Here is a 12,822-nt window from a genome sequence, read left to right on the forward strand (position 1 = left end):
GCTGAGATTGCTTCACCTTTGGTTCGCAATAACAGGATGTAGTATTAAATTTTCATAGTGGTTCAAAAAAGTTGAAACAGCTTTGTATGTATTGTTATTTGAGAATCAACAACACGTACACATTCGTCTCCCTAAATGAAGAGGTTGAGTTTTTTTATTTTTTTTCAGATCATAATGAAAACTAGCCATATAATTAATTTAAGGTATGTAAGTAACGGTATGAAAAATCACCAAATGTTTCTTCTGCAAGTCTTTTCTGTACATAAATTCCGAAAAGCTCATCCAGAGTGGTAAGAATCTCTTCTTCACCAATATTTTCTTTAAATTTTGTATTCAGTCGCATTCCTAAACGGTCTCCTCCGATGTGAAGGTTATATTTTCCATAGGCTGTACCCACAAATCCGATTTCAGCATTAGGAGATCTCCCACAGCCGTTAGGACAGCCGGTCATACGGATCGTGATATCTTCTTCCAAAAGACCATATTTTTCTAGAATAGGTTCTATTTTAGTGACCAAGGATGGCAGATAACGCTGCGCTTCAGCCAAAGCCAATGAACAGGTATTCAAAGCAACACATGCAACAGAGTTTTTACGCAGAGCACTTGCTCCATTCGTATACTCTGAAATTCCGTGTTCTTTTAAAATATTTTCAATTTCAGGTTTATCTTTTTCATCAATATCAGCCAGAATAAGGTTCTGGTTACAGGTAAAACGGAAATTGGCTTTTCCTGTCTGTGCGATTTTTAATAATCCTGATTTTAAAGGATATTCCGCCGTATTAAGAATTCTTCCATGCTCTACAAATACGGTATAAAACCATTTTCCTTCATGATTCTGAATCCAGCCATAGCGGTCTTTTCTTTGTTCAAACTTAAATTCTCTGGCAGGTTCAAAACTGAATCCCGTTCTTTTTTCCACTTCAGTTCTGTACTGATCAATACCCAGTTTATCAATCGTATATTTTAACCTTGATAATTTTCGGTCGCTTCTGTTTCCGAAATCTCTTTGAACCGTGATGATTTCGTAGACAGCTTTTAATACTTTTTCTTCCGTATCCACAAACCCAAGAATGGATGCAAGACGGGCATAAGTCGCTTCATTTCCATGAGTGGCTCCCAATCCTCCTCCGGCAGCAATATTATAGCCAACAATTTTATTATTTTCAATAATAGCGATCAAGGCAATATCATTGATGAATACATCCACATCATTATTGGGGGGAACGGCAATTCCTATTTTCAGTTTTCTTGGAAGATATCTGTCCTGATATAATGGATCTTCTTCAGCTTTTCGGTCTACCAGAAGTTCATTATCAATCCAGATATCGTAATAAGATTTGGTCTTCGGAAGACACATTTCGCTTATTTTACCAGCCAGTTCGTAAGCTTCCTGCTGTAAGGGTGATTCTGAAGGGTTGGCTGTACAGGTTACATTTCTGTTGACATCTCCACAGGCTGCAATAGAATCCAGATGCTGCAGATTGAAGCTCTGAATAGTAGGTCTTAAATGAGATTTTAAAATCCCATGCAGCTGAATCGTTTGTCTTGTGGTTACTTTAATGGTTCCCGTAGAATGATCTTCAGCCGTTTCATTCAATCCTACCCATTGTTCCGGAGTTAAAAAGCCACCGGGAAGTCTTAATCTGATCATATAAGAATACAGCCATTCCAGTTTTTTAGAGACACGCTCTTCCCTTCGGTCTCTGTCGTCCTGCTGGTACATTCCATGAAATTTGATCAGAGTCTGGTCATCTTCCCTGATGGCTCCGGTAAAATTATCAGTAAGGCTCTCTTTTAAAGATCCTCTGAGCCCGTTACTGCTGGTTTTAATCCTTTCTACCGGTGAAAGATTTTCTTTATCGTTATTCATTATTATTTCCTTTAATTTTTTACGAGTATCGCTTAATTACATTTAATAAACATCTTTGGCATATCTGCCGCTAAGTTCCATTTCTTCCAGATAGATTACAGCATCTTCTTTGCTTCGTTTTCCTTCCTTCTGAATAATGTTCAGGAGTGTTTGTTCTACATCTCTTCCCATCGGCTCTTTAGCTCCGCATATATATACAGAAGCTCCGCCTTCCAGCCAGTAGAATACTTCCTGAGCTTTTTGCTCCAACCTGTGCTGAACATATACTTTCTCAGCTGTATCTCTGGAAAAAGCCAAATCTAAATGGGTCAGACTGCCTGTTTTAAGGAAATCCTGAAGCTCAGCCTGATAAAGGAAATCTGACACGAAATTTCTGTCCCCGAAAAACAGCCAGTTTCTTCCTTCTGCACCAGTTGCATCACGTTCCCAAAGGAAAGATCTGAAAGGAGCAATACCAGTTCCCGGACCAATCATGATGATGTCTTTATCGGCTTCCGGAAGTTTAAAATGTCCTGCTTCCTGGATATAAAACTCAATATCTTCTTCTTCTTTGAATTCACTCAGAAAACCACTGCATAATCCGTTATGTTTCTGATGGTCAATAAAGAATTCTGATCTGGCAACGGTAATGTGAATTTCCGTATCACCATGAGCTTCCAGAGAAGACGAAATAGAATACAGGCGCGGTGCCTGAGGGGTTAATATCTGTATGATTTCTTCAAATTCATCCGCAGTTTTTACCGGATAAATTCTAAGGAGATCAAGAAGACTTAATCTGACTTCCGGGATCGAATGTCCTGTTATTTTCGCATACTGAGCTACTACAGATTTAAGTAAATAACTGATGTTAAGACGTTTGTGAAGTAGTTCTTCAACAGCAGCTGTAACTTTCGACGTTTCTACCTGTTTTTGAGGATCTATTCCTGTGAGAGTAATGATTTCGTGTACTACTTCTTTTGAATTGAAAGGAATCACTCCCAATGCGGCACCGGGCCGATATGAAAGAGCTTCATCTGTTTCAATTTCAATATGATAGGTTTCTTTTTCAGACGTAATATCATTCAGATTGATGATGGCTGAAACTTTCCCCTGGTATTTCTTTCTGCCTGCAGAAACTTTTGGAGCTGATATATTTTCAGCACTTTGATCAGTATTTTTATTGACTGTTTCAAATACATGCTCTATCCAATGAGAGGCTTCCTGTTCGTAATCAATATCACATTTCTTTAATGGAATAATACGCTGTGCCCCTAATATTTCAAAACGTGAATCTACATCTTCTCCGGTTTGGCAGAACAGAGGATAACTGCTGTCTCCCAAAGCCAGTACTCCGAATTTAAGTCCACTGAGATTAATTTCATTTTCATAAATATAATCGTAGAATTTTTTGGCGAGAGCGGGCGGCTCACCTTCTCCCTGAGTGCTGATGATTACAAAAAAGAATTCTTCTTTCGCAAGATCTTTAGGTTTGTATTGGGAAAGGTCAGCCAGTTTTACCTGAAGTCCTTTTTTCTTGACTATACCTGCCAGAGCTGTAGCCAGTTTTTTGCTGTTTCCGGTTTCTGTACCGTAAGCCAGAGTTATTTTCTTTACAGCATTTTGAGTGTTATTATTGATTTGCTGTGGTGGCAGTACAGCGGCCAATGAAGATCCTCCGGCAATACCTGCAAGATATCCGCTTGCCCAGATGGCTTCATCCCTGGAGAGGTCTCCGGAGATTTGTTTTAATACATTTAATTTAGTTTCAGACAGCATATTCAAAGAAATTTTGAGTTGTAGGGATTAGACTTCCGTTTTCCACTGATTTAAAATAAAGACCTTCCTGCTCAGCATTTTCAAGCCATGAAAACTCTTCATGAAGATTGACAATCTTACCCACCACCACCAATGAAGGGGATGCAAAGGTTTTGTCTCCGAATTTTTCATTAAAATCATCAAACGATGAGGTGTACACCTTTTGATATGGCGTTGTCGCCTGCTCAATGACTGCAATTTTTTTATCACTTGAAATCCCCAGCTGTTTCAATTTTTCCACAAGAGAGGTAAGGTTTCCTTTTGACATGTAGAAAACAAGAGTATCATTAGTCAAAGCAAGCTCCTTCCAGTAGTCTTCACTCACGATCTCTGATTTATAATAGGTCAGAAAACGCACGGATGTGGAATATCCTCTTGCCGTTAAAGGCATACCTGCAAACGCTGCTGCTCCTAAGGCTGCCGTAATTCCGGGAATGATTTCGTAAGGAATATGATTTTGTTTTAAAGCCTGCAATTCATCCAGGATATTGGAGAATATAGAAACATCCCCTCCTTTCAGTCTTACAATGGTCTTATTCTGAAGAGCATATTCTACCATCAAAGTATTGATATGTGACTGCGGTGTGGAAGCATTTTTACTGCATTCTTTCCCTACATAGATGATTTCTGTGTTTTTACTGACATAGGTTTCCAGAATCTCGGGGCTTACAAGGCGGTCACATAAAATGACGTCCGCTTCTGCGATAGCTTTTACTGCTTTTACAGTGATCAGTTCAGGGTTGCCGGGCCCTGCACCGATAAGGAAGACCTTTGGTGATTTTATATTTGTTTTCATTGAAGTAGGTGTTAATTAAGGATTTAGAAAAGTCCTTCTACGGATAGATATCTCTCTCCGGTATCGTAATTGATGGTAAGGATTTTAGCGGTAGATTGTATTTCCGGTAAATGTTTTGCAATGGCGGCTAAAGCGGCTCCTGTAGAAACTCCTACAAAAAGGCCTTCTTTTTTAGCGGCATTAAGGGCATACTCATAGGCTTCCTCCTTGCCTACTTTGATCACTCCGTCTAAAAGGGTAATATCCAGGATAGAAGGAACAAAACCGGCTCCAAGTCCCTGTAATGGGTGTGGGGCAGGACTTCCTCCGCTCAATACGGGAGATAATTCCGGTTCTACGGCAATCACTTTTACGTCAGGATATTTTTCCTTTACTGTTTTTGCAATTCCGGTGATGTGTCCTCCCGTTCCTACTCCTGTAATGATATAATCAAGCCCGTCCGGGAAGTCTTTTAAAATTTCCTGAGCAGTAGTTTCTACATGTACTTTTACATTGGCAGGATTATCAAACTGTCTTGGAATCCAAGAATTTGGAGTTTCTTCAGCAAGTTCATTAGCCTTTTCAATGGCGCCTTTCATTCCCTTTTCTCTTGGGGTAAGTACGAATTCAGCTCCGTAAGCTTCCATGATTTTACGGCGTTCTATACTCATGCTTTCCGGCATTACAAGGACTAGTTTGTATCCTTTTACGGCAGCAACCAAAGCGAGTCCTATTCCTGTATTTCCGCTGGTAGGTTCTATAATGGTGCTGTCTTTATTTAATAATCCTTTTGCTTCTGCATCTTCAATCATTGCTAATGCAATTCTGTCTTTAATGCTTCCGCCAGGGTTGCTTTTTTCAAGTTTGATCCAGATTTCATGATCTGAACTGAAGAGTTTATTAATTTTTACGACCGGTGTATTTCCAATCGTTTCTAATGCATTCTGAAACTTCATATCAATGTAATTTTTATTTTTGTTTTTTTAGATCACAAAGGTTAATGATTCCGGTAATGAAGTATTATCCTTTATTTTTATTTCACTTTTGTGGTAGACCAGAGAATTGGCAGGAACATCCTGTGTAATCCAGACATTTCCTCCTATAATACTCTCTTTTCCTATCGTAGTTTCACCGCCCAGAATAGTTGCTCCCGAATAGATAATCACATCATCTTCAATATTGGGATGTCTTTTCTGATGGGCTTTTTCTTTGGAGACATTTAAGGCTCCGAGGGTGACTCCCTGATAGATTTTAACGTTGTTCCCGATAACGGTTGTTTCTCCGATCACAATTCCTGTCCCATGATCAATAAAAAAGGACTTTCCAATGGCTGCTCCCGGGTGAATATCAATTCCTGTTTTGCTGTGAGCATACTCTGAAATGACACGTGGTAAAATTTTCACTTCCTGAGTCCAAAGCTGGTGGGAAATACGATAGACATACGTGGCGAAAAAGCCGGGATATGCCAGATATACTTCTTCAAGAGAATCGGCTGCAGGATCAAATTCCACGATAGATTTTGCATCCAAAACCAACTGATCATAAAGGCCAGGCAGAGATTCAAAAAAGTGATTAACCTGTTTTTCAGTACTGTCCTGATCTCCTGTTACGGTATTGATCTGTTCAGAAAGAGTTTCCCTCAGTGTTTCAAAATTTCTTTTAAGCTGGTCTTCACTATTGTCATTCTGAGGAAGGAAAAGTGTTTCATACAAATCCTTCACCCATCTTTTTGTCTTTATCTTATCAAAGAATCCATGAATACTATTTTGTTTAGTCTGATGAATTCGTTGTGTTAAATGATCGGAAATTGCCATTTTTTCTATTGAATTATACAGGCTGCTACCGTTGAATTGGACGTTTCATCCACCAAAATGGCAGAGCCCGTTGTTTTATTATGGGTAAAGCTGTCGTAAACCAGAGGCTGTGCTGTTCGCAGCGTAACTTTTACAATTTCATTCAGTTTAATTTCGCTGTCTACCTGTTCTTGAATCAGGGTATTGACATTGATCTTGTAATCTACCTCTTTTACAACTGCTTTTACAAGTCTGCTGTTTTGTTGCAGAAGGTATTTATTTCCTGGCTGCAATGGTTTCTGATCAAGCCAGCATAACAGAACTTCAAGATCTTTTTCAACTGCAGGAATATGTTCTTCTGTCACAAAAATATCTCCTCTGCTGACATCCACATCATGAGCAAGATGAATAACGGCTGGCTGACCTTCAAAGGCTTCTTCTTTTTCAATACCATTGATCTCAATCTTAGTGATTTTAGTGATCAGATCTGCCGGAAGAATATGAATTTTGTCTCCTTTTGTGAATTTTCCACTTAATATTTGTCCGGCATACCCTCTGTAGTCATGCAGTTCCTCAGTCTGAGGACGAATCACATACTGAACCTGAAAACGGTTTCCATTATTCTTTTCTTCATTTAAAGTTACTTCTTCAAGATATTCCAGAAGGGAATTTCCTTCATACCATTCTGTTCTGGTGGATGTTGAAACAATATTATCTCCTTTCAGTGCAGAAATAGGAAAATAACTGACATCGTTTAATCCAAGATTTTCTGCAATTTTTGAATATTCAGATTTTATAGATTCAAAAACTTCTTCAGAATAATCCACCATATCCATTTTATTAATGGCTACCGCAACTTTCTTTAATTGTAGTAAAGAAGCGATGATAGAATGTCTTCTGGTTTGTTCAATCACTCCTTTTCGTGCATCAATCAGAATGACCATCAAATCAGAGTTGGATGCTCCGGTGATCATATTACGAGTATACTGCACATGCCCGGGAGCATCAGCAATGATAAATTTCCTTTTTGCGGTCGAAAAATAACGGTAGGCAACATCAATTGTGATTCCCTGTTCTCTTTCTGCACGCAAACCATCTGTTAGAAGAGCAAGGTCTACCCCATCTTCATTTTTGTTTTTAGAATGTTTTTCAAGGACTTCCAACTGATCCTGTAAAATACTTTTGCTATCGTAAAGCAGTCTGCCGATAAGGGTACTTTTTCCGTCATCTACGCTTCCTGCTGTTATAAATCTTAATATATCCATCCGATTTTTGTTATAAATGATAAGTGATAAATAATAATTGATAAAAATATTCTGTGTGATTGTTGATCAATTATCTTTTATCATTGATTAAAAATAGCCTCCTTTTTTTCTATCTTCCATAGCGGCTTCTGTCACTCTGTCATCAATTCTGGTTTCTCCACGTTCTGAAATTCTGGTTGCTACAATTTCTTCGATTACGGCATCTATTGTAACAGCATTAGATTCCACAGCTGCAGTACAGGTCATATCTCCTACAGTACGGTAGCGTATTTTTTTTGTGGTGATAATATCTTCAGGTTCTAAGAAAACGTGGGATGAATTGGCAAGCCACTGGCCGTTAAAATCTACCACTTCCCTTTCATGCGAGAAATAAATGGAAGGAAGGGCAATTTTCTCTTTACGGATATAGTTCCAGATGTCAAGTTCAGTCCAGTTGCTGATGGGAAAAATTCTTACATTTTCTCCTTTGTGAATTTTTCCATTAAAAATATTCCACAGCTCCGGGCGCTGAAGTTTGGGGTCCCACTGCCCGAATTCATCACGTACAGAAAATATTCTTTCTTTGGCGCGGGCTTTTTCCTCATCTCTGCGGGCTCCTCCGATGCAGGCATCAAATTCAAATTCTTCAATCGTATCAAGAAGTGTATAGGTCTGCAGCCAGTTTCTGCTTGGGAATTTACCTTTAGCCTCAGTTAATTTTTTACTTTTTATGGTGTCTTCAACTTTTCGGACTACAAGGTTAACATCTAACTGCTTTACCAGGTGATCACGAAAATCCAAAACTTCCGGAAAGTTGTGTCCCGTATCTACATGCACAAATGTAAACGGGATTTTCCCGTGAAAGAATGCTTTTCTTGCCAGATGAGCCAGTACAATACTGTCTTTTCCTCCACTGAATAATAAGGCCGGGCGTTCAAACTGGCCCGCCACTTCTCTTAATATATAAATAGATTCGGCCTCTAACTGATCTAAATAATTTAACTGATGTATTGACATTTTTTTCTTTTTTTATTGATGAATATGCAGACCACACTCTTTTTTGTTGGCATCTTCCCACCACCATCGGCCGGCTCTGAAATCTTCCCCTTCCTTGATCGCTCTGGTACAGGGTTCACATCCTATGCTTACAAATCCCTTTTTATGAAGATGATTATATGGTAAATGATGGTCTTTTACATAGTCTGTCACTTGTTCTGAAGTCCAGTGAAGAATAGGATGATATTTAATGATCTTATTATCCGGATCCCATTCCAGCTGCGGCATATTCTGTCTGTTGGCAGAATGTTCAGATCTAAGTCCTGTGATCCATACTTTATATCCTTCCAGTGCTTTTTTTAAAGGATGTACCTTACGGATCGTACAGCATGCCTTCCTCTTCTCTACAGATTGGTAAAATGAGTCCGGACCGTTTTCTGTAACAAATTCTCTGAGCTCTTCCGTATCCGGATAATATGCTTTGATGTTTTTTTTAAAGAAAGCCTTGGTAGATGTCCAGGTTTCGTAAGTCTGTTCAAAAAGCCTTCCCGTGTCTAACGTGAATATTTCAATATTTAAATCTTTTATCAGATGAGTGATAACCTGATCTTCATAGCTGAAACTGGTTGAAAAGATCACTTTACCAGGGAATCTTTCAGTCAGTAATTGCAGCCCATTAGTTTGAAAAGAAGCTTCAGAAGCCTCTTTTACAATATTTTCGAATTCATTTTTCAGACTGTATTCCATTTTGAATTGAGATTTAATTCTTGCAAATATATATAAAATTCTATAACTCCCATCAAAATAGTAGAATTTAAATAAAAAAAATTTTAATCCTTGTTGATAAACTTAGTCAGAGTGGCCTCCATCATACTTGTTCTGGTCTTTTCACGAACGATGATGAGTTCTTTTCTCAGATAGCAGACTGCTTCATCTACACAATCGTCACATGCTTCATAAAAGTTTAAAGAGACACAAGGTGTAAGGGCAATAGGGCCATCGAAAATCCGGTAAATATCTGCTAATGAGACGTCATCAGGTGATTTTAACAAATAATACCCTCCTACTTTGCCTTGCTTACTATTGACAAGTTTGGCTCTTTTGAGTTCGAGGAGAATTTGTTCCAGAAACTTTTTGGGGATGTTCTCATCTTGTGCAATAATGGAGGTTGACAGAAAGCCCTGGTTATAATTCCTTGCTAATCTGACCATTGCTTTAAGCGCATATTTGCAACGTTTTGACATCATAATTTCTGCAAGTTATGATAAATATCTGATAAATGAAATGTTTTCTGTGTAAGGCTTTGATTATATCTTAACCACAAAAGTCACAAAAGATTAAAAAACACTTAAGTTGATTTTAAGTGACAGGTAAGCTGTTGAGAAGTTCACTTAAGCTTAAAAATCTTTGATTTAGTCTTAGGAAAAAGAATACGTGCAAACATCTGCGAGATAGGCATATTAATTAGAAACCTATGTATCAGATCATTTTTTTTTCGGATTTATACTCTTTCTGTAATATAAAGTAAGCAAGTTCTCTATCCCGATCTTCCCGCATCAGATTTTCAATTCTCTTAAAGTTGTTGTTCAGAAGGACTTTCTGAGATCCGATATTATCAAGATCAGTTACAGCAACAATATCTTTCTTAAGATTTAATGAGAAACAATAATCAATAAGGGCTTTACAAACTTCAGTTCCGAGTCCCTTTCCCCAGTAATTTTCGCCTAAAGTATACCCTATTTCCAGCTGATCAGGATTATCAAGGAAGATTCTGGCCAGACACATTCCCACAAAATCATTATTCTGAGTGCTGAATATTCCCCATCTGCTGAATGGCCCTGCTTCATAATCTGCCAGTGCTTTATCAAACATTTCCTTATATTCTTCAGGAGTTTTGTAAGGCAGATAGCGGGTAACATTCTCATTTTCAAAAAGAGTGGAAAACAATAAAAATTCTTTGGGTGTAAATTCACGGATGATAATCCTTTCGTTTTTATAATGCATTGGAATTGTAATTACAGAATAAAAGTACATAAATAAATTATGAACTGAACCTATATAATAAAAAATTGGGCTTAACTTTTAAGCCCAATCAACTGCATATGAATACTAAACTATTATTCATATTTCTGAGAAAAGTGTTTTGTTATTTAAAAAGTTTTAAACCAGTCTGTAACTGCTTTGAGTTTGATTCTATTTTTTAATGAATTTTTGGGAAGATTTCCCTAAAGAAGTTTCAATATCAATTAAATAAGTTCCGCTTAGGAAGTGTTTAACATCAACCTTATCACCAATAACTTTAGCATTCATTTTTCTTCCAAACATGTCGTAAACAGAAATTGATTTAATTTTCCCTTTTGTTTTAATATTCAATACATCAGAAACTGGATTTGGATAGATGGATGTTTCTGAGTTTGTTGTATCAACGCCTGCAGTGGATAATGATAATGCACAAGGGGTTGTAATGCTGCCATATGGTTGTGTATTATATCCAAACTCTGTTACAGAATAATTTGAACCATTTGCCCCCACAATCAGTTTGAAATAGCCGTTAATGTTGTAGCCTTCGAATTGGTTTCTAAAACCAACATAAGCGGTTTGGCCAGACCAGTTAGTATATGTAGGAGTGTATACGTCAAGTTGTCCGGGAGTACCAGTTGGATAACCTATATTATTTGCATTAGTTATAGTGGTACAAGCCGGAATTAAACTAATATTTCGTGTTCCTGTTTCACATACTAATCCTTTCCAATAGGTTTCAAATTTTAATTGATTTGCTCCATAGTACCAAGCGCCATACCCTGCATCATCACTAAGCTCTGGATTAATGATAAAATATTTCCAAGTTGCCCCGGAATTGGTTGTTACTGTTGTTGCTGTTGGGTTGGCATAACTTTCCAGAGGAGTTCCTGTAACTATTTTATAGGGATCTTTGTAAGAAAAAGTTAATGCTAAAGCTGTAGTTGATCCTAATGAAGTTACGCCTCCTGTTATAGCCCCATTTAGGAACGTAATTGATGAATTCAGGACCTGACTTTTAGGATGACTGGTTGCCGCACCATTTATGGTAAGTATAGCAGTAGTAGGGCTTGTAACTGCTATAGTTGCTGTTAGTCCTGCTGGTAATGAAGAAGTGAAATGTGTTCCTGCAGTAAGAGTTGTTCCATTGGGTACGGCAAATGTTGCTCCGTTTAGCGTAATCGTTGATGTAGGGGCAGATGCTACTGTTCCATCTAATGACACGGCTCCATTATTGTTTAAGTTCTCTGTAAATGTACTGTTGCTAAGGGTTAATTTAGGTGGAGTATTGGCAACACCGGTTGCGGCTAAGTTTGCAGGCTGCCATAAATTTATTCGCGAAGGATGATTTAATGCGGCTAGCATTCTGTTGACTTGTCCATTGGTAAACATTTTATAACAACCGGAAGAACCATTGTATCCCATATAGTTTTCAACGTTCACTTTTTGTCCAAGACAATTGTTGCCAGCTGCACATCCTAATCCATTAGAATTATTTTCTACAGGGGTGTCAGCAACTCCATCACCATCATTACCAGGGTTCGCAGTTGAACAAAGAACATTAAACGTATGTTGAAGATTTAACCAATGCCCAAATTCGTGAGTGAATGTATCAGAAAACTCGTTTGAAGCTACTGTTCCTGCAGCATTGAATATATAACGTCCATTATAAACAACTCTGGATGTATTTACTGAAGTCATGTATGAATCCGGATACCAGGCAACTCCTGATTGATATAAATCTTTATTAGCATATAGGTCATTTTGTATATACACATTCATATACTTTGTATTATCCCATGCATCTGCGCCAATTTGTGCATCATATCCACCTCCGTTGCCATATCCACCTTTGAAAGGGTGAAATACCACTCCGCTTGTTGCTTTTCCGGTTGGATCAATTTTAGCTAATCGAAATTCAATATTTAATGCTCTTTTAATAGATTGGAAATCAGGATCTACGGTGTTTGAATCAGTGTTGATTCCATTGAAGTTTAAGTTGATTTGTTCCAGTAAGTCAACTACTTTTTGGTAATTTACTTTTACATTACTCTGAGATTCTCCATACACATGAAAAACCACAGGGATGATGTAGGTTGGATTGTTGATCGTATTATTCAATAGAGTTTTGTTTGATTCCATTTTTTTTACAAAATCTTTGGTGAATTTCTCAAAATTTTCATATTCAGCCTTAGATTCAGGGTGCAGTTCAAAATGTTTTTTCATCATTTCATCTGCTTTACACTCATGAGGTCTATTTTCCTGAGCAAAACCTATTATTGGAAATAGGGAAACAAGTAGTAGTAATTTAAATTTTTTCATAAATTTTGG

General features: G+C 37.7%; 11 protein-coding genes. All 11 read right to left on the reverse strand.

Annotated elements, in window-relative coordinates:
• Positions 1–193: 193 nt before the first annotated feature.
• Positions 194–1,870 (reverse strand): NADPH-dependent assimilatory sulfite reductase hemoprotein subunit, encoded by a 1,677-nt coding sequence (locus ACTJIP_RS12820; RefSeq protein WP_219072727.1) that lies wholly within the window; start codon positions 1,868–1,870, stop codon positions 194–196.
• Positions 1,871–1,912: 42 nt separating this feature from the next.
• A complete protein-coding gene (locus tag ACTJIP_RS12825) occupies positions 1,913–3,625 on the reverse strand; it encodes a diflavin oxidoreductase (RefSeq protein WP_219072726.1) in 1,713 nt (570 codons plus the stop codon).
• Entirely contained in the window at positions 3,615–4,460 is an 846-nt protein-coding gene (gene cobA / locus ACTJIP_RS12830) for a uroporphyrinogen-III C-methyltransferase (RefSeq protein WP_219072725.1), read from the reverse strand. The genes ACTJIP_RS12825 and cobA overlap by 11 nt, the downstream gene beginning before the upstream one ends.
• A gap of 23 nt (positions 4,461–4,483) precedes the next feature.
• Positions 4,484–5,395, reverse strand: coding sequence for a cysteine synthase A (gene cysK, locus ACTJIP_RS12835; protein WP_440704670.1), 912 nt, complete (start codon positions 5,393–5,395; stop codon positions 4,484–4,486).
• A gap of 27 nt (positions 5,396–5,422) precedes the next feature.
• Entirely contained in the window at positions 5,423–6,253 is an 831-nt protein-coding gene (gene epsC, locus ACTJIP_RS12840; RefSeq protein ID WP_428169048.1) for a serine O-acetyltransferase EpsC, read from the reverse strand.
• A gap of 5 nt (positions 6,254–6,258) precedes the next feature.
• Positions 6,259–7,497: a sulfate adenylyltransferase subunit 1 gene (locus tag ACTJIP_RS12845; protein ID WP_440704671.1), complete on the reverse strand. Its 1,239-nt coding sequence runs from the start codon at positions 7,495–7,497 to the stop codon at positions 6,259–6,261.
• 87 nt (positions 7,498–7,584) lie between these two features.
• On the reverse strand, positions 7,585–8,493 hold the full coding sequence (gene cysD, locus ACTJIP_RS12850; protein WP_077417291.1) for a sulfate adenylyltransferase subunit CysD: 909 nt from the start codon (positions 8,491–8,493) through the stop codon (positions 7,585–7,587).
• Positions 8,494–8,505: 12 nt separating this feature from the next.
• A complete protein-coding gene (locus ACTJIP_RS12855; RefSeq protein ID WP_077417293.1) occupies positions 8,506–9,219 on the reverse strand; it encodes a phosphoadenylyl-sulfate reductase in 714 nt (237 codons plus the stop codon).
• 83 nt (positions 9,220–9,302) lie between these two features.
• Positions 9,303–9,719, reverse strand: a complete 417-nt coding sequence (locus ACTJIP_RS12860) for an RrF2 family transcriptional regulator (RefSeq protein ID WP_077417295.1) — start codon at positions 9,717–9,719, stop codon at positions 9,303–9,305.
• A 232-nt stretch (positions 9,720–9,951) separates the two neighbouring features.
• A complete protein-coding gene (locus tag ACTJIP_RS12865; RefSeq protein WP_440704672.1) occupies positions 9,952–10,476 on the reverse strand; it encodes a GNAT family N-acetyltransferase in 525 nt (174 codons plus the stop codon).
• Between the two features lie 189 nt (positions 10,477–10,665).
• A complete protein-coding gene (locus ACTJIP_RS12870) occupies positions 10,666–12,813 on the reverse strand; it encodes a M43 family zinc metalloprotease (RefSeq protein ID WP_428169051.1) in 2,148 nt (715 codons plus the stop codon).
• Between the last annotated feature and the right edge of the window lie 9 nt (positions 12,814–12,822).

The organism is Chryseobacterium sp. 22543, assembly GCF_052044565.1.
Lineage (GTDB): Bacteria > Bacteroidota > Bacteroidia > Flavobacteriales > Weeksellaceae > Chryseobacterium.

Coding starts and splice junctions, on each gene's coding strand:
- ACTJIP_RS12860 (WP_077417295.1), bottom strand. CDS start 9,719: ATGATGTCAAAACGTTGCAAATATGCGCTTAAAGCAATGGTCAGATTA.
- cysD (WP_077417291.1), bottom strand. CDS start 8,493: ATGTCAATACATCAGTTAAATTATTTAGATCAGTTAGAGGCCGAATCT.
- ACTJIP_RS12825 (WP_219072726.1), bottom strand. CDS start 3,625: ATGCTGTCTGAAACTAAATTAAATGTATTAAAACAAATCTCCGGAGAC.
- epsC (WP_428169048.1), bottom strand. CDS start 6,253: ATGGCAATTTCCGATCATTTAACACAACGAATTCATCAGACTAAACAA.
- ACTJIP_RS12820 (WP_219072727.1), bottom strand. CDS start 1,870: ATGAATAACGATAAAGAAAATCTTTCACCGGTAGAAAGGATTAAAACC.
- cobA (WP_219072725.1), bottom strand. CDS start 4,460: ATGAAAACAAATATAAAATCACCAAAGGTCTTCCTTATCGGTGCAGGG.
- ACTJIP_RS12855 (WP_077417293.1), bottom strand. CDS start 9,219: ATGGAATACAGTCTGAAAAATGAATTCGAAAATATTGTAAAAGAGGCT.
- ACTJIP_RS12865 (WP_440704672.1), bottom strand. CDS start 10,476: ATGCATTATAAAAACGAAAGGATTATCATCCGTGAATTTACACCCAAA.
- ACTJIP_RS12870 (WP_428169051.1), bottom strand. CDS start 12,813: ATGAAAAAATTTAAATTACTACTACTTGTTTCCCTATTTCCAATAATA.
- ACTJIP_RS12845 (WP_440704671.1), bottom strand. CDS start 7,497: ATGGATATATTAAGATTTATAACAGCAGGAAGCGTAGATGACGGAAAA.
- cysK (WP_440704670.1), bottom strand. CDS start 5,395: ATGAAGTTTCAGAATGCATTAGAAACGATTGGAAATACACCGGTCGTA.